The 16785-nt window shown below is 53.7% G+C and carries 15 protein-coding genes; 8 read left to right on the plus strand and 7 right to left on the minus strand.

What is annotated here, in order from left to right:
- The first annotated feature begins 376 nt into the window (after positions 1-376).
- Complete coding sequence (locus tag GH656_RS14090) at positions 377-1330, plus strand: hypothetical protein (RefSeq protein ID WP_153076710.1); 954 nt, start codon at positions 377-379, stop codon at positions 1328-1330.
- A 109-nt stretch (positions 1331-1439) separates the two neighbouring features.
- The gene (locus GH656_RS14095; RefSeq protein ID WP_217352292.1) at positions 1440-1763 is read left to right on the plus strand and encodes a hypothetical protein; all 324 of its coding nucleotides are present in this window, start codon (positions 1440-1442) and stop codon (positions 1761-1763) included.
- A gap of 243 nt (positions 1764-2006) precedes the next feature.
- On the opposite strand, the gene GH656_RS14100 is transcribed toward GH656_RS14095, so the two are convergent.
- Positions 2007-2177: a hypothetical protein gene (locus tag GH656_RS14100; protein ID WP_153076712.1), complete on the minus strand. Its 171-nt coding sequence runs from the start codon at positions 2175-2177 to the stop codon at positions 2007-2009.
- 426 nt (positions 2178-2603) lie between these two features.
- On the opposite strand from GH656_RS14100, the gene GH656_RS14105 reads away from it, so the two are divergent.
- Both GH656_RS14105 and GH656_RS14110 read left to right on the plus strand, forming a co-directional pair.
- The gene (locus GH656_RS14105) at positions 2604-3212 is read left to right on the plus strand and encodes a hypothetical protein (protein ID WP_153076713.1); all 609 of its coding nucleotides are present in this window, start codon (positions 2604-2606) and stop codon (positions 3210-3212) included.
- Positions 3209-4129, plus strand: coding sequence for a hypothetical protein (locus tag GH656_RS14110; RefSeq protein WP_153076714.1), 921 nt, complete (start codon positions 3209-3211; stop codon positions 4127-4129). Before GH656_RS14105 ends, GH656_RS14110 begins: the two co-directional genes overlap by 4 nt.
- A gap of 244 nt (positions 4130-4373) precedes the next feature.
- Here GH656_RS14110 and GH656_RS14115 read toward each other — a convergent pair whose 3' ends face one another.
- Positions 4374-4544 carry a hypothetical protein gene (locus tag GH656_RS14115; protein ID WP_153076715.1) on the minus strand — a complete coding sequence of 57 codons (171 nt, stop codon included), beginning with the start codon at positions 4542-4544 and terminating at the stop codon, positions 4374-4376.
- A gap of 605 nt (positions 4545-5149) precedes the next feature.
- Between GH656_RS14115 and GH656_RS14120 the strand changes: the two genes are divergently transcribed.
- Positions 5150-6466 (plus strand): hypothetical protein, encoded by a 1317-nt coding sequence (locus GH656_RS14120; RefSeq protein WP_153076716.1) that lies wholly within the window; start codon positions 5150-5152, stop codon positions 6464-6466.
- A gap of 104 nt (positions 6467-6570) precedes the next feature.
- On the opposite strand, the gene GH656_RS14125 is transcribed toward GH656_RS14120, so the two are convergent.
- Genes GH656_RS14125 through hpnN form a run of 3 tightly spaced genes read right to left on the minus strand, consistent with a single transcriptional unit; the run spans position 6571 to position 10887 of the window.
- Positions 6571-7158, minus strand: coding sequence for a thiamine phosphate synthase (locus GH656_RS14125; RefSeq protein WP_174769788.1), 588 nt, complete (start codon positions 7156-7158; stop codon positions 6571-6573).
- Positions 7159-7165: 7 nt separating this feature from the next.
- The gene (locus tag GH656_RS14130) at positions 7166-8257 is read right to left on the minus strand and encodes an MlaA family lipoprotein (protein WP_153077331.1); all 1092 of its coding nucleotides are present in this window, start codon (positions 8255-8257) and stop codon (positions 7166-7168) included.
- Positions 8258-8259: 2 nt separating this feature from the next.
- Positions 8260-10887 (minus strand): hopanoid transporter HpnN, encoded by a 2628-nt coding sequence (hpnN, locus tag GH656_RS14135; RefSeq protein ID WP_153076718.1) that lies wholly within the window; start codon positions 10885-10887, stop codon positions 8260-8262.
- A 295-nt stretch (positions 10888-11182) separates the two neighbouring features.
- Between hpnN and GH656_RS14140 the strand changes: the two genes are divergently transcribed.
- The 3 genes from GH656_RS14140 to GH656_RS14150 all read left to right on the plus strand — a co-directional run bounded on the left by GH656_RS14140 (position 11183) and on the right by GH656_RS14150 (position 14231).
- The gene (locus tag GH656_RS14140; RefSeq protein ID WP_153076719.1) at positions 11183-11788 is read left to right on the plus strand and encodes an MlaC/ttg2D family ABC transporter substrate-binding protein; all 606 of its coding nucleotides are present in this window, start codon (positions 11183-11185) and stop codon (positions 11786-11788) included.
- 63 nt (positions 11789-11851) lie between these two features.
- A complete protein-coding gene (locus tag GH656_RS14145) occupies positions 11852-13930 on the plus strand; it encodes a carbon starvation CstA family protein (protein ID WP_153076720.1) in 2079 nt (692 codons plus the stop codon).
- A gap of 94 nt (positions 13931-14024) precedes the next feature.
- Positions 14025-14231, plus strand: coding sequence for a YbdD/YjiX family protein (locus GH656_RS14150; RefSeq protein ID WP_153076721.1), 207 nt, complete (start codon positions 14025-14027; stop codon positions 14229-14231).
- Here the strand turns inward: GH656_RS14150 and GH656_RS14155 are convergent.
- Together GH656_RS14155 and GH656_RS14160 are read right to left on the minus strand one after the other, a co-directional pair.
- Positions 14208-15257, minus strand: a complete 1050-nt coding sequence (locus GH656_RS14155) for an acyltransferase family protein (protein WP_153076722.1) — start codon at positions 15255-15257, stop codon at positions 14208-14210. The two genes, GH656_RS14150 and GH656_RS14155, sit on opposite strands and share 24 nt — an antisense overlap.
- 381 nt (positions 15258-15638) lie before the next feature.
- The gene (locus GH656_RS14160; protein ID WP_153076723.1) at positions 15639-16724 is read right to left on the minus strand and encodes an acyltransferase family protein; all 1086 of its coding nucleotides are present in this window, start codon (positions 16722-16724) and stop codon (positions 15639-15641) included.
- Between the last annotated feature and the right edge of the window lie 61 nt (positions 16725-16785).

Genomic DNA, 16785 nt, shown 5'->3' on the forward strand with positions numbered 1-16785 from the left:
GCAATTTATATCAGGGCACAAACAGAAAAACAATTTTGCCTGACCAGCCTGTTCTGGTTGCCGCTGTATTTGGCATACTTTTTGCCTAAATTGATAATCAGGCCAGGCCGCGGATCGTCTCCTGGTCTGGCCCGAAAGAGCGATATGTTTCCACGGTCCTGTTATGCAATGAAATAATTGTCCCAGGGAAGTGGCGAGACAAATTGAGCAACCAGGTTACTTAGCGTTAACTCAAGCCATTAAATTGGTGGGGCATAGCGCATTCGATCAAAGAGCATTTGAGACTGTCAATTGCATCTGTGGTAATGGTGGAATGTAGAACTTTATTCATTTTCAGTTGGATGGGTATATGGTTGGAACTACATGGAAGTCGAGTGTGAAAAGCGTAGGCAGTAAGCTTGAAACACTATCGATATCGGGCCATCGAAATAATAATTCGAAAAATAACGGATACACTGTTTCGGAACCTGGCGATAATAGAGTCATGTCATACGATATGTTGAAGGACATGCCGCATGACGAGTTTGTGGCTATGATAACTGACAGGCTCGACGGTAAAGATATATCTCTTGCTGCAGAAAGTAATTCAAAAAGAAATCCCGGGGTTGCTGGGGGCCTGGATGACAATGTTATTATTTTCGATTCATTATCTGAAAATGCCAATAAAACTGACGGCTCTAATCTGCATGAAAAAAATTCCAGTAATAGTCTTCCGGCGCAAGAGCTGAGTAAGATCCAACCCAGTGAGTCATCAAATAATCAGGATTCTGTTCAGCTAACACTCACGGATTTGATTGGAAATTTTATGAAGGAGGGGGCAGAGGTAAAGGATTTTGAGGGAATTTTTAATATTTTATCAAAAAATGATACATTTCCAGTAATTAATGATATTTATGAACATTGTCATCCTGAAAAAAAACTGATTACTTCAGTAATCGCCGTTTTTTCCGATAAAAAAACTGAAGTGGCAGCTGAGTATCTAATTTTAGAAGAAAAAAATAATTATGAGAAACTTAAAGATTTTTCTGATGTTGTCAAGAATATTTTCACTGAATGCGGCTTGCTCGAAAGTGCTAAAAATGGAGAAAACATATCTGTGGAAATGAATGACGAAATTCCAGGGAGTGGCCCCGAAAGAAAGTTGATGGATTTATTTATTGCTTATTATTTATATCTCGTGTCTAATAATCCGGCTAAATATATTGGGAAGTTATATAGGAAATTGACTTTTATTGATTCTGACGATTCGGGGGGAAACTCCTGCTTTTTCATTGGAAAAATATCAAACTATACGCAGTGCAATAAAGCACATTATTCTTTTGTGCCATGATAGTTCGACTGGAATGGAGATTTGTAAATTTGGTGAAAGTACATACCAGAAAATGCTCGATAGAAGTTCTTTCGGAGTTTATGTTTATCTGAGGAATTTTTGTAGTAATTTGAATGGTGCGGAAATAAAAAAAATTCTCAAAAGATTTGTTAGTGATATTGATTTTAATATCGAAAAGATGAGTGTAGATAAGGCTCTTGCGGGAACGGATGGCTCTGAGACGATCCATGTGGAAACGGGGAGCCATAAGAAGGCAATTCGATCTGCAATGCTTGAATATCAGAAAAGCAGCGATAAAAACCCTGAGGTGAAGAGATTTCTTCGATCCATGACTTTGGCTGTTTATACGGAATCTTTGGAAATGAAAAAATGGCTGAAATATACGGATTTACAGGAATTTACCCGCCAATTTAAACCGAAGACATCAAGTTAAAAATATTAGCTGCGCGAGGTAGCGGTATTGGGCGCTGGGCCACGAAATTCCCCGTGGCCCAGTCCAGGCAGCATTTTGGTTAGCCCTCTTGCCTTGTTTGGCCTTGTTTGCACCTCACCTCAGCCCGTGAATTGCCGCATGCCATGTGCGCCACATGACTGGGCCCGCATGAGGTGCGCGGGCGTTACGCCACCGAGTGTGAACACCGGCCAGGCATGCGCCGGCCATAGTGGCGAAAGCCTTTCAACCTGGCGGCGGGGTTTCGGCGTGAGTCGCGGTGGGGCGCACGGGCGCAAGCGTGATGAAGCCGAGGCCGAGGTGGATGCCATCGGCACCGATGCTGTCGAAGGCTGCGTGTGATAGCGCCGGGCCATTGACCTTGAAGTGCGTGGCAAGCATGAGAAATAATTGCATGAAAAATATTCAATTAATCTGAATCAATGCCACATGGCCATGTAGTAATAAATACCCGTAAAGAAAAAATCCGACTGGAAATAAAGCGATATCAGGCTTCCGCAGAGCAAAATTTTGCTGTGAAAAAATTGCTGCAATTTATATTGCTGGCAATTTTTTGAAAATCAAAGGTTCGGTTGCTTCTGATGACTTGATCGGGCTTTATCGGGATTTTCAAGTCTGACGGATGCTGTGCAATTTATATCAGGGCACAAGCAGAAAAATAATTTTGCCTGAGCAGCCTGTTCTGGTTGCCGCTGCATTTAGCATGCTTTTTGCCTAATTTGATAATCAGGCCAGACCACGATTCGTCTCTTGGTCTGGCCTGAAAGAGCGAGATGTTTTCACGGTCCTGTTATGCAATGAAATAATTGTCCCGGGGAAGTGGTGGGACAAATTGAGCAACCAGGTTACTTAGCGTTAACCCAAGCCATTAAATTGGTGGGACATAGCGCATTCGATCAAAGAGCACTTGAGATTATCAATTGTATTTATGGTAATGGTGGAATGCAGAACTTTATTTATTTTCAGTTGGATGGGTATATGGGCGAAATTACATGGCAGTCGGGTGTGATGATGGTAACAAATCAGCCTGATATTAATATGCTATCGGCTCATCGAAAGAAGAATTCGAAAAATAACAAATACACTGTTTTGGAACCTGGTGATATTAGAGTTTTGGAGCACGAGCAGAAGGATACGCCACATAACAAGCTCGACAATAAATGTCTATCTCTTGCTGAAGAAAGCAATTCAAAAAGAAATTCCGGGGTTTCTGGGGGCTTGGATGAAAGTAGTATCGCTTGCGATTCGTTATCTGAGAATGTCAATAAAATTGGCGACTATAATCTGTTTGAAAAAAATTTCAGTAACAGTATTCCGGCGCAAGAGCTGAATAAGATCCAGCCCAGTGAGTCATTAAATTCATCAAATAATCGGGACGCTGTACAGCCAGCATTCAAGGATTTGGTTGAAAATATTAAGAAGCGGGGGTGAGTGTAAGAAATCTCGAGGGGTTTTTTAAATTATTATCAAAAGATTTTTCGTTTCCAGACATTGAGGATTTGTCTGGAAATGATCCTCCTGAAAAAAGCCTGTTCGCCCCAGTTGTCAGCGTTTTTTCCGGTAGAAAAGCTGCACTGAATGCAGAAGAAGAAAATAATTCGAAGAAACTTGAAGGTTTTTCTGACGCCGTCGAATATATATTCATTAAATGCGGCTTGCTCGAGAGCGATAAAAATGAAGTGGCCATTTCTGTGAAAAGTGTTGATGATATTCCGGGAAGCAGCTCCGAAAAAAATTTGATGGACCTGTTTATTGATTATTACGCATATCTCATATCGAATAATGAAATTAAATATGTTAAAAAGTCTTATAAGGAATTGAAATTCAATTGCCTTCAAACTTCGAAGGGGCCTGGTGATTTTTCATTGAAAAAATATAATATTATGCGCGACACAATAAAAGGCATTATTGATTGGTATCCGAATTATTTGCTTGAAGAGGCAGCGGGTAAATATAAGTATGGAGAAAGTACTTTGGCGGAAATGTCCAATATACTGTCTTTAGGGGTTTGTGATTATCTGAAGAAAAATTGCAGTCAAGCGAGTAATGAAGAAAGAGGAAAAATCCTCGAAGAATTTGTTGGTGATATTGATTTTAATATCCGTATAAAAATTGCGAAAACTGAGGTCTCTAGGAAGACCCATGTGGAAACGTTGGACTATAAGAGGAAAATTCGATCTGCAATGCTTGAATATAATGGATGCAGCGATAAAAATCCCGAGGTGACGAGATTTCTTCGATTCATGGCTTTGGCTGTTTATGCGGAATCTTTGGAAATGAAAAAATGGCTGACATATACAGATTTACAGGAATTTCTCCGCCAATTTAAACCGAAAGCATCAAGTTAAAAATATTAGCTGCGCGAGGTAGCGGTATTGGGCGCCGGGCCACGAAATTCCCCGTGGCCGAGTCCAGGCAGCATTTTGTTTAGCCCTCTCGCCTTGTTTGGCCTTGTTTGCACCTCACCGCAGCCCGTGAATTGCCGCATGCCATGTGCCCCACATGACGGGGCCCGAATGAGGTGCGCGGGCGTCACGCCACCGAGTGTGAACACTGGCTGCGGGCAGCACTGGCCATAGTGGCGAAAGCTTTTCAGCCTGGCGGCGGGGTTTCGGCGTGAGTCGCGGTGGGGCGCACGGGCGCAAGCGTGATGAAGTCGAGACCGAGGTGGATGCCATCGGCACCGATGCTGTCGAAGGCTGCGTGTGATAGCGCCGGGCCATTGGCCTTGAAGTGCGCGGCAAGTATGAGAAGTAATTGCATGAAAAATATTAAATTTAATCTGGATCAATGCCACATGGCCATGTGGCAATAAATACCCATAAAGAAAAAATCCGACTGGAAATAAAGCGATATCAGGCTTCCGCTGAGCAAAATATTATTGTGAAAAAATTGCTGCAATTTATATTGCGGGCGATTTTTTTGAAAATCAGGGATTTAATTATTTCTGATGATTGGATCGGACTTTATCGGGATTTTCAAGTCTGCCGGTGCTATGCAATTTATACCAGGACACAAGCAGAAAAATAATTTTCTTGCTCAGCTTGTCCTGGTCGCCACCGTTCCTGGCCGATTTTTGCATGGATAAAACTTGGGCCAGACCACAAAACGATCCGTGGCTTGCTTTGGCCTGAAAGAGCAATATATTTTCACGGCTCTGTTATGCCATTGAAATAATTGTCCCAGGAAATGACGGGAAAATTTGACCAACAATGGAACGGATTGGTCAGCCAGGTTACCTAGGGTTAACCCAAGCTCTCAAATGGGCGGGGCACGGCGCATTCGACAAAGGGAATTTGAGGTTGCCAGTTGCATCAATGGTCATGGTGGAATGCGTAAATTTATTAATTTTTCAGGCGGATAATTAAATGAGCTTAAATAAATCGGGATTGCCTTCTAACGTAGGGCGCAGCCGGTCGCATACATTGCAGACCAACAAAGATAATGATTCGAAAAATAATGAAATCCAGATTGTAAAGTCTGGGGATAATAAAGCCTTGGGTCAAGAGGGTTTAAATAGTTTTTCTGCCGATATCGGCGGGAAAAACCCTGTTCTTATTGAAGAAAATAATTCTGGAAAATTGAGTAAAAGCAGTATTATTTCCGATCCGTTGTCGGAAGCATGTTCCAGTAACAATATTATGTCGCAAGGGCTGGACAAGTCCCACTCTAATGAGCTGTTAAACTCATCAAACAATCAACATTCTTTACCGCAAAATTTCAGAATATTGGTTGAAAATTTTAATCGAGAAGGAGGAAATAAAATAAATCCTGAGGGATTTATTGAGTTGGTATCAGAGAATTTTTCCCTGCCAAAAATTTCCGATCAGTATAAATCCAATCCCCCTAAAAAAAGTCTGATCGCTTCAATAACTAAAGCTGTTTCCCCTAATGAAACTGAGTCGGAAGTTTCAGCTCGAAAAAAAGAAGAAGAAGAAAATTCGATAATTCTTAACCATTTTTTGGGTGATATCGAAAATATCTTTGTTAACTGCTGCCTGGACACGAAGGATAAAGAGAAAGAGGTGCGAGCTGTTTCTGTGAAAAGCATTAATGGGACTTCGTCCTGGAATAAAAGCGAAATAAATTTGGCTGAGCTGTTTTTTGACTATTATGCAGATCTTATATTGAATGATCCGACCAAATATTCCGAACACTCCTATCGGTCATTAGAGTTTGTCACTTCTAACATTTTTGAAGAAAAGCCTGGTTTTTCATTGAAAAGACATGAAGAAATGCGCGATGTAATAAAATTGCTTATTTCATCGTACGCAGATAATATGACTGGAGTGGAAATTGATGAATTATGCCGGCAAAATAACGAGATGAATTTAAAGCTAAAAAAGGTGCCGGAGCTTTATCATTATCTGAAGGAAAGTGAAAAATCGAAGAATGAGGTTGTGATTATAAAAGAAGCGCTTGAGAAATTTCTTGATGATGTTGGTTTTAATATCGCCAAGATGAATGTGAAGGAAACCCGTGTGGAAACAGGGGGGTATAAAAATGCAATTCGGCCTGTTATGGCGCAATATAATAAATGCAGCACTAAAAACCCCGCAGCGGAGAAGTTTCTTCATTTCATGGCTTTGGCTATTTATGCAAAATCTTTGAAAATGACAAGGTGGCTGAAATATACAGATTTACAGGAATTTCTCCGCCAGTTTAAAGCCAGGTCATCGGTATAAAAACCTCTGCTGCGTGAGGTAGCGGTATTGGGCGCTGGGTCACGAAATTCCTCGTGGCCCAGCTCAGCCAGAATTTTGGTTAGCCCTATCGCCTTATTTGCCCTTCACCATAGCCCGCGAATCGCAGCGATGCCATGTGCGCCACATGACTGGGCCTGCGTGAGGTGCGCGGGCGTCATGCCACCGAGCGCGAACACCGGCAGGCGGGCAGCGCTGGCCATAGTGGCGAAAGCCTCCCAGCCTAGCGCTGGGGCTTCGGGGTGAGTCGCGGTGGGGCGCACGGGCGAGAGCGTGACGAAGTCGAGGCCGAGGTGCTCGGCGTGCCGTAATTCGGCAGGGGTATGGCAGGCGGCCGAGACCCACCGCATCAATGGCCTGGGGCGGGCGGAGGCTGCCATGAGTTGCCGGCTGCCGAGGTGGATGCCATCGGCACCGATGCTGTCGAGGGTGGCGTGCGATAGCGCCGGGCCATTCAGGATCAGATTGGCGTGGTGCGCGTGGCAGCGTTGCGCGACGGCGTGCGCGAGCAGGGCGTAAGCCTCGGGCGTCATGGTTTTGGCGCGGAGCTGCACGAGTTTGATGCCACGGAGTAGCGCGGTGGAAAGGCGCTCAAGAAACGCTCCGGAGCCACTCTGCGCGAGGTCCGGCTCGGGCGTAATCAAATAGAGGGTTGGGAGCGCGATGGCAGACATCAATTGCTCAAGGGGCCACGGCTGGTTTGTTAGTGGAGCTGGCAGCGGAGTTGGTCGTGTCCGGAGCGATGGAGCTGGCAGCGGAGTTGGCTGTGTCCGGAGCGATGGAGCTGGCAGCGGAGTTGGCCGTGTCCGGAGCGATGGAGCTGGCAGCGGAGTTGGCCGTGTCCGGAACGATGGCGCTAGCAGCGGAGTTGGCCGTAGCCGGAGCGATGGCGCTGGCAGCGGAGTTGGCGATAGCCGTAGCAGAAACGCTGGCAGCGGAGCCAGCCGTGGTAGCCGTGGTAGCCGCATCACCCTCACGACTTCCCACCACAGCACCAGTCACAGCAGATGGCTCCAGCCCATTCGCCGCCCCCGCCGCACCAGTATCGTCATCGGGATCACCGTAATCACCGTAATCCGGCAATGGCATCGGCGCGGTGGTCGCCCCCTGCAAACGGGCGCGCCGCTGCTGGGTAAACGCATCGCGGACAAATGAGTATTTATCCAGGGCCGCCTGGTTCAACAGCTCCGACGCTCCCAGCAAGTCCGAACGCACGCTGACAAACTGCGTCACATACAGCGGATAGCGCACCGCAGGCTCCGCATAATTCAGCGGATTAAAGCGCACATCCACCACCAGTCCCATGCTGTCTCGCAGCGAGCTCGGCCCGAATACCGGCAGCACCAGGTACGGCCCCGACGGCACGCCCCAATGCCCCAGCGTCAAACCGAAGTCCTGCCGATGCTTGGGCAAGCCCGCTGGCGTGGCAAAGTCGAGCAGCCCGCCTAGGCCAAAGGTCGAGTTGAACGCAAAGCGCATCACGTCCTCGGCGGCATCGGTGATTTTTAATTGCAGCAGGTTGTTCGCGGCATTGGAGAGATCGCCGAGATTCGAAAAGAAATTACTCACGGCGGTGCGCAAAGGCTGCGGCGTCACCTTCTGGTAACCCTTGGCAAGCGGTACGGCAACTGCGGTGTCCAGCGCATCGTTGAACTTGAAGAACGCGCGGTTCATTGGCTCCAGCGGGTCGCCTGGCTTGCGCGTGGGCCCGCTGGCGCAGCCGCTGACGAGGCTCGCGGCCAGCACCGCGAGAACGAGGGGACGTAGCTTCAGCTTCATGGGCGTTGCTCCTGCTTGTTGCCGAGTGCTCGTGGCATGCGCGGCTGGCCCATCAGCACAGGTTGAAACACCACCGCGCCAATCAGGGTGCAGAACAGCGACAGCGCCAGCAATTTGCCCATGCTGGAGGTGCCGGGATGGTGTGACAGCCACAGGCTGCCAAACGCGGTGGCGGTGGTAGCGGCGCTATACAGCACGGCGTGGGTGAGGCTCGATTGCAGCAAGCCGGTATGGCCGTTGCGCCAAGCCATCACGAAGTAGATCTTGAAGGCCACGCCTACGCCCAGCATCAGTGGGAGCGCAATGATGTTGGCGAAATTCAGCGGCATGCCGAACACCACACATAACTCCAGCGTGACCACGGCCGAAACCAGCAGCGGCACCAACGTGCGCAGCACGTCGCCAATGCGCCGCAGTGTTAGCCACAGCAGGATGGTGATCGCTGCGATAGCCCAGCAGGCGGCTTGCAGGAAGGCGGTGATGATGGTGTCGGCTGAATGCAGGATCGAGATTGGCCCGCCGATCGCTAGCGGTTCGGCGGCCTTTACCGCATGGGCGAAACGGCGGAGCAGCGCATCGTCGCCGGGGTCTGCGCCAGGTGGGATTTTGGGTGCGATATCGACTAGCGCCTGACCGTCGCGCGAGAGCCAGTCGCGCACGATGCTGGCGGGCAGTGTCGCGCGGTTGATCTCGCCGGGTTGCAGCAGCAGGGTGAGTTGCCCAAGCGCCAGCCGCAGTGGTGTGCTGAGCGCATGCTCGGCGCGCTCGCGGGTGGCAGCGTCGGCGGCGGCAAGCTGCTTGAGCGTGGCCGACATATGTGCCGCTGCGGCGGCCCCCGGGCCGGGGTGGTCTTCGGCGGCAAATGCGAGCTGGGCTGCGGCGCGTTTCAGCGCGGCGACGCGCACGGCGTCACTGGCAGGTGGTGCGGTGGGCTGTGTCAGCGCGGGTAGCAATTGTTGCGCGGCCGTGGCGATCAGCGCGCGTTTTTGTGGTTGCCCGGTGGGGATAAAGGTGGAGAGCGTGGTGGTGCGGCCAACTTCTGGTAGTGCCGCCAGACGCGTGGCGATCCGGTTGGCTGCCACCAGCGAAGGGGCCAGCACATGCACGTTATTGACCGCTGCTTCCGGCGAATTTTTCAGCGCCAGCAACGTTGCCATAGATTCGGTATTCGGGTCTTTCAGGTGTAGCGGGTTGAAATCGAAGCGCAGATGAGCGAGCAGTGGCAGTGCACCCACCACGAGCGCCAGCGTGATGAACAGCACCGGCTTGCGCTGCCGGGCGAGAAAGTCATCGACCGGGGCCAGTTGCTTAAAGCCCGGCGAGGCGGCTTCGCCAGGCGGGTTGAACACTTTGATGAGCGCTGGCAGCAGCGTCATGTTGCTCAGATACGCGACGAACATCCCGACCCCGGCGATCTGTCCGAGCTCCGATACACCCCGGTAAGCGGTGGGCATGAACGAGAAAAAACTTTCGGCGACCGCCACGGCGGCCAGCGTCAGCGGTGCACCGATGCTGTACGCGGTATTCATCAATGCAGCGGGCAGGCGGTTATCGCGGTGCCGTTCTTCGCGGTACTTGACGCCGAATTGCACGCCGAAGTCCACCCCCAGTCCGACGAACAGCACCATGAACGCCACGGAGATCATGTTCAGCGCGCCGACCATCATCAGCCCAAGTGCCGCGGTGATTGCCAGCCCGACGAAGAGCGTGATGAACACGGCGAGGATCAGCCGCCCGGAGCGCAGCGCTAACCACAGGATCAACAGCACGACGAGGAAGGTGGCGATGCCGTTGAGCACCGCGCCATCTTGCACTGAAGCGAATTCTTCATCCGCGAGTGGCTGCTCGCCGGTGAGGCGGATATGTGCGCCGTATTGGCCCGTCAGATTGAGCGCGGCCGCTGTCGCGCGAATTGACTGCGAGGCGCGCGCGCCCGCTTCAAGCGCGCCGTAATCGACGACGGGTTGCACGGTGATAAAGGCTCGCGCAGGAACGCTGGCCGCGCTTGTGTCGAGCAGCGCGCGCCATGAAAACGCAGCGGGCTGGCCCGCCAGCACTTGATCGAGGGTATGGGCGCTGCGGCTGAGCAGTGGCTCCATGTCGGCCAGCTTCACCTGGCCCAATTGCAGCGGCAGCATCAGGCTGGTGCTAAGCACGCCTGCGAGCCCGGTCAGGCTCGGATCTTTGGCCAGCGCGTTGAGCAGCGGGCGCGCTTGAATGAGTTGTGTGGTGGTGCTTTCGACCTTGGTGAGCGGAGCAAACAGCAAGCCGTTGCGCTCGAAAAACGCTCCGCCAGCCGGTTGCGTGACCGAGGCGAATTCCCCGGGCTCTTTTTGCAGCGCGGTGGTGAGCGCATTGGCGGCGGCGTCGGCGAACTCTGGCGCAGCGGCTTCGACGACGACCAGCACGGTTTGGCCGCGCTGCGGGAAGGCCCGGTTGGTGGCGTTATCGAGGGCGGACCATTGCGGATCGGTGTCGATCAGGCGGCTGATGTCGGTATTGATCTTGAAGTGCTGCGCGACATACACGCTGCTGGCCACTGCCAGCACTAGCGACAGCGCGATAACCCGCGCGGGATGACGCACCGACCCGGCGACGAGGCGAACGATGGAGGACTTCAGCATGGAGGCAAGTGGGGTTCGGGCAAAACGGGTAGGCAAACGGAAGTGCCAGAGTATACAGAGCCATCGGCGGCGTGCGACATGGCCGCTACCGGTGCGGCAGGTCAGTCTTGAGGTTGGATTTGAGGTGAATCTGGAGCGGGTGTGGGAAGGGTTTAGAGCGGATATAGAGCGAGCTGGAGCAATGGCCGAACGATGCACGTGCGCTAAAAGGCCAACTGAATTAAGTCGTTATACACTGCGGCACCGGTCTGCCCAGCGGGGGGCCGGGACCTTTTTCAATTCTCCTGACGAGCCCATGAAACGTTATTTATCTGCTTTTCTGGCTGCTGCCGTGCTGAGCTCAACGGCTCTTGCGCAAAGCGCACCAGATGTCGTGGTGAAGCGTGCTGTCGAAGGCACGGTGAGTGCGATGAAAGCCGACCCGCAAGCGCGGGGCGGCGACATGGCGAAAATCACTGGCATCGTTGAAACACGTTTTGTCCCCTCGACCAACTTTCAGCGCACCACCCGCATTGCCGTCGGCCGTGCATGGAGCACGGCCACGCCCGAGCAGCAGCAAAAACTCTATGAGCAGTTCCAGTTATTACTGGTGCGCACTTACGCGGCGTCGCTGTCGCAGCTGCGCGATCAGGACGTGAAGTTCCGGTTTGCACCTTCCAGCGCGGCGGCTGATGCGAAAGACACCGTGATTCAGTCGCACGTGCTGACCAACGGCGGTGACGATGCGATCGACTACCGCCTGGAAAAAACTGCAAACGGCTGGAAGATTTACGACATCAACATGATGGGAGCGTGGCTGATTCAGGTGTATCAAACGCAGTTCGCCGACCAGCTTGCCAAGGGCGGGATTGACGGACTGATTCAATATTTGACGCGCCATAACGCACGCAGTGCGGAATAAGCGTGTTGCAAGGCTGCTGCCGCTAAAACCGGCGGACAGAATAATTTATTAACAGGGGGTTTCATGAACCGGATTTCCGGATTTCTGCTCTGGAGCGTGGTTGCACTACTTGGCGCATTCTCGCTGGGCACGATTGCGCTCGCGCAAGGTGAGCGCATCAGCGCGCTATGGATCGTGATTGCCGCCGTGTGCGTCTATCTGATCGCGTATCGCTTTTACAGCCGTTTTGTCGCCAGCAAGGTGCTGCAGCTCGACCCCATGCGCATGACACCGGCCGTCAAGTACAACGACGGGCTCGACTACGTGCCGACCAACAAGTACGTCTTGTTTGGCCATCATTTCGCGGCGATTGCCGGAGCGGGGCCACTGGTCGGCCCCGTGCTGGCCGCGCAAATGGGCTATCTGCCTGGGATGCTGTGGATTCTGGCGGGCGTGGTGTTCGCTGGCGCGGTGCAGGATTTCATCGTGCTGTTCATTTCGAACCGCCGCGATGGCCGCTCGCTGGGCGATCTCATCAAGATGGAACTGGGTACTGTGCCGGGCGTGATCGCGCTCTTCGGCGCATTCCTGATCATGGTCATTATTCTTGCGGTGCTCGCGTTGATCGTCGTGAAGGCGCTGACCCATTCGCCATGGGGCACCTTCACCGTCGCCGCGACGATCCCGATTGCGCTTTTCATGGGCTTGTACATGCGCTATTTCCGGCCTGGCCGGATTGGCGAAGTGTCGATCATCGGCTTTGTGCTACTGATGGCCTCGATTGTGTTCGGCCAGTATGTGCATGACACCCCGGCACTGGCAGTGTGGTTCGATTTCACCGGCACCCAGCTCACGTGGATTCTGATCGGTTATGGCTTTGTGGCTTCGGTGCTGCCGGTGTGGCTGCTGCTCGCGCCGCGTGATTACCTGTCCACCTTTCTGAAGATCGGCACCATCCTCGGGCTGGCCATCGGCATTCTGGTTGTCGCGCCTGAGCTGAAGATGCCTGCCCTCACTCGCTTTATCGACGGCTCCGGCCCGGTATGGTCCGGCAACCTGTTCCCGTTCCTTTTCATCACGATTGCTTGCGGCGCGGTGTCGGGTTTCCACGCGCTGATCTCGTCGGGCACGACGCCCAAGCTGCTGGACAACGAAGCCAATGCGCGTTTTATCGGCTATGGCGCGATGCTGATGGAATCGTTCGTGGCGATCATGGCGCTGGTGGCTGCCTCGGTGATTGAACCTGGCATTTACTTTGCGATGAATGCGCCTGCTGCGGTGCTCGGCACAACGCCGGAAGCCGTGGCGCAAACTGTCACCCAGTGGGGCTTTGTGCTGACGCCGGAGATGCTGACGCAAACCGCCAAAGCGGTCGGCGAAAGCACCATCATCGCGCGCGCTGGCGGCGCACCGACGCTAGCCGTCGGCATGGCACAGATCCTGCATCAACTGATTGGCGGGCCTGGGATGATGGCCTTCTGGTACCACTTTGCGATTCTGTTCGAAGCGCTGTTCATCCTGACCGCAGTGGATGCGGGCACCCGCGCGGGCCGTTTCATGCTGCAAGACCTGCTGGGCACCTTCCACCCGGCGCTCAAGCGTACTGAGTCGCTGCCCGCGAACCTGATTGCCACGGCGCTGTGCGTCGCCGCATGGGGTTATTTCCTGTATCAGGGCGTAGTCGATCCGCTGGGCGGGATCAACACGCTGTGGCCGCTCTTCGGCATTTCGAACCAGATGCTGGCCGGGATTGCGCTGGTGCTTGGCACGGTGGTGTTGTTCAAGATGAAACGCGAACGTTACGCATGGGTGACGTTAGTGCCGACTGTCTGGCTGCTGATCTGCACGCTGACGGCGGGCTGGCAAAAGATTTTCGACGACAACCCGCGCGTCAGCTTCCTCGCCCATGCTGCCAAGCTGCGTGAAGCGATTGATGCCGGCAAGGTGATAGCACCGGCGAAGTCACTGGAAGAAATGCGGCGCGTGCTGTTTAACGATTACGTCGATGCGGCGTTGTGCGGGCTCTTCATCTTTGTCGTGGTGAGCATCGTGGCGTATGGTGTGCTTGCTGTGGTGCGGGCTCGCCGGACGAATCACCCGACCGTGCGCGAAACCCCGTATGAAGCGATGCCAGCGAGCCAGAACACCGGCGCAGCGCGTTAATGCAGCTTGAGGTGAGTGGAGTGCGTCAAGGCGCTGCACTCACCTTTGAGCTGCTCACAGGTTCATTGATGCCCGACTGGGCAGGAGGTCCGCGATGTTTTCTGATCTGCGAGACGAAGTGCGTACCGCAGGCCGCTATCTGGGCCAGGCGATGCGGCTGATGGTAGGGATTCCGGATTACGACACGTATGTGGCGCATATGCGCACGACTCACCCGGAACAAGAAGCGATGACTTACGAAGAATTTTTCCGTGAACGGCAAAACGCACGCTATCGCTCAGGGGCGGGAAAGTGTTGCTGAGCTGGGGGCCCGGCGCGGTTTGAGCCGCAGCGCTGGCAACTCGATATAGCGCCAGCTCAATGCGGCCAGCGGGAGGCAGAGCGCTAGTGTCGCGGCAAACAGCACGAGGGGCGTAATGGCTGGCAGGTACCAGCTCAATAGTTTTTGCACCGGGAAGCCGTAGAGATAGACGCCGTATGAAAGGTCGATGCGGCTCGGCGCAAAGCGATGCAATGCCGGTGAGGTTGACGCGGCGAACACCACATAGGCCCCGGCGAGCAGCACGGCGGGGCGGAACAATATTGGGTCGGTCACGCAAGCCGCCAGCACCGCGAACGCGACGATGCAGGGTACGACGCTATAACGAATGCGCTCCCTGAAGACATAAGCGCAACTGCCGGTGAGAAAGAGCGCCGCAAACCAGATCATCGAATCGGACACGCGCAGCATGCGCAGGCCAAGCGTGACATGGCTCAGGTCGTTCGCGCGTGCATAGCAGGCGGCGAAAGCGATGACGACGGTGAGGCAGAGCAACGCCAGGCGTTGCTTGAAAATGCCCAGCAAGGCGATGGCGAGCAACAGCAGATAGCAGCGAAATTCAAATGAGATGGTCCACAACGAGCCGTTGACGGCTTCAGCGTAGGTGCCCGCGAAAACGCGCGGCGTTTGCGGGTCACGCAGCGTGAGCAGGCCGCGCAGTGATTTCCCGATGTTGAGGTCGTTGAAATATTGGCTTACCTCAGCCCCGAGGGGGCCCACGATCATCACCGAGATGAGCGAAGCGACGATGAATCCTGGATATAGACGCAGCACGCGACGGCGTAGAAACCGGCCCATGGATGGATCAGCGAGCCAGCTACCGGTAATGAGGTAGCCGCTAATCAGGAAGAAGCCAGCGACGCTCAACCCGCCTAACGAAGAAAGCCCGCCGTAGTGAAGCAGGGGCTCGGGATAGCGCAGCAGCTCGAAGCTGTGCGAAAAAATGACGAGTATGGCAAAGGCGAGACGAAGGGTGTCGAAGTGGGGAAAACGCGCAGCGTTGCTCATAGGCTAATGATGGGTAGGCCAGTCGGAAAGTGCGACGCTCATGCCGCACGGGGCACCGCCCCGAAAATCGTAGAGGCTGGCTGGTTTAAGTGGCTGCGGGTTTGGCGGCAGAGGTTGCAGGTTGCCGATAGTAGCCTGTCTCAGCTTCAGCGAGCGGGCTATGACGGAAGGGGCCCCAGCAATCGAGGGTGATTGAAGTAGGCCCGCCATTCCAGCGTTGCCTGTTTCACTGGCGCCGGTGTTCCAGGCGTTGAGCTCAGCTCAACTCAACCGCTACCGATCGTTTTGGCCAGCGCGGGAGCATCATTGCCGCCCCAGCATGTTTCGCTGACAGAGATGGCGGCTGCCAGCGCAACGTTCATTTCGCACCCGTGCCCTCATCTACGCTGCGGACATGAATTTTGAGCGGCGCACCAGTTGCCTGATCTTTGAATTCAATGGCTGCTCAATCAACCGGTAGCCAAGATAGCCGCTTGCGATTGCGGCGCAGAGGCATAGCAACGTGCCGAATGCAGCGGGAAGCGCCGCGGGTGCCAGGTGCGCATACAAGCGCCCAACTGCCGAAATAACAAGGACATGTGAGAGATAGAGCGAGTAAGACGCATCGCCCAGGAGACGAAGGAACCGGGGCGCTGTGCGCCCGGTGTTCATTTCCCAGGACGTTGCGCCGAGCACCAGCAGACATGCGGGCACGCCGAAATAGAGCGCGCGCCACTGGACCACCGCAGATAAGCCCGCGTGCTCGCCTATAACGAATGCCGCAAGCAGCGCAGCCAGGCCAATGACGAGCACCGCTATTGAGCGCGCGCCCTTCACGGCCGGGCAGAGCAACGCACAGAAACACCCCCCAATAAACTCAAGCACAAGCGGATTGCTCACAACCTCCAGGAACGGGTTGGTGAGCTGAGCGCGCCCCAGCCAGAAGGCAAGGCCACCAGTCAATATCGCCCAGATGAGCAACGCTACCGGCAGAAAGCGTTCGGCGATGAACGCAACCAGACCGGCAAACACGAGGTAAAAGAACATCTCGTACGTCAGGGTCCAGCCTTGCAGCAGCAATGGCAGCGTGCTGCTTGGCAGAAGCAGGAATGAGCTCAGGAGGTTCGCCTGATGCCCCGTCGTTGCATTGACCCACTGTGGCATGACCAGCATCACTGCCAGAACAATCAAGCTATAGAACCAGTAGATCGGGTACACCCGCAAAAACCGGTGTAGCAGGAAGACCTTTGACTGTTCGCGGGAAGCGAATCGTCCGCGCGTCACTCTGGTCATCACAAACCCGCTAATGACAAAAAACAGATCGACGCCACAAGTCCCAAACAAGCCAAGGACGTGCGGTATCGCATGCGCGCCGAAATACTTGCCTTCGACGGCGTACTGGTGGAAGGCCAGCACGAGCAACGCTGCGATAGCCCGTAACGCCTGAATGCTGCTGAAATACGAGGTCGGGATTATTTTTTGGCTCATCTTGGCAGGCGCGATGCGGCGGACAACATTGACGCGTCCGTTGTAGTGATTGGCGTGAGGG

Source organism: Paraburkholderia bonniea (genome assembly GCF_009455625.1).
Taxonomy (GTDB): domain Bacteria; phylum Pseudomonadota; class Gammaproteobacteria; order Burkholderiales; family Burkholderiaceae; genus Paraburkholderia; species Paraburkholderia bonniea.

Excerpts from the sequence above, each read along its gene's own strand:
- GH656_RS14100 (WP_153076712.1), bottom strand. The coding sequence starts at position 2,177 with ATGCAATTATTTCTCATGCTTGCCACGCACTTCAAGGTCAATGGCCCG.
- GH656_RS14115 (WP_153076715.1), bottom strand. The coding sequence starts at position 4,544 with ATGCAATTACTTCTCATACTTGCCGCGCACTTCAAGGCCAATGGCCCG.
- GH656_RS14120 (WP_153076716.1), top strand. The coding sequence starts at position 5,150 with ATGAGCTTAAATAAATCGGGATTGCCTTCTAACGTAGGGCGCAGCCGG.
- GH656_RS14125 (WP_174769788.1), bottom strand. The coding sequence starts at position 7,158 with ATGTCTGCCATCGCGCTCCCAACCCTCTATTTGATTACGCCCGAGCCG.
- hpnN (WP_153076718.1), bottom strand. The coding sequence starts at position 10,887 with ATGCTGAAGTCCTCCATCGTTCGCCTCGTCGCCGGGTCGGTGCGTCAT.
- GH656_RS14140 (WP_153076719.1), top strand. The coding sequence starts at position 11,183 with ATGAAACGTTATTTATCTGCTTTTCTGGCTGCTGCCGTGCTGAGCTCA.
- GH656_RS14145 (WP_153076720.1), top strand. The coding sequence starts at position 11,852 with ATGAACCGGATTTCCGGATTTCTGCTCTGGAGCGTGGTTGCACTACTT.
- GH656_RS14150 (WP_153076721.1), top strand. The coding sequence starts at position 14,025 with ATGTTTTCTGATCTGCGAGACGAAGTGCGTACCGCAGGCCGCTATCTG.
- GH656_RS14155 (WP_153076722.1), bottom strand. The coding sequence starts at position 15,257 with ATGAGCAACGCTGCGCGTTTTCCCCACTTCGACACCCTTCGTCTCGCC.
- GH656_RS14160 (WP_153076723.1), bottom strand. The coding sequence starts at position 16,724 with ATGAGCCAAAAAATAATCCCGACCTCGTATTTCAGCAGCATTCAGGCG.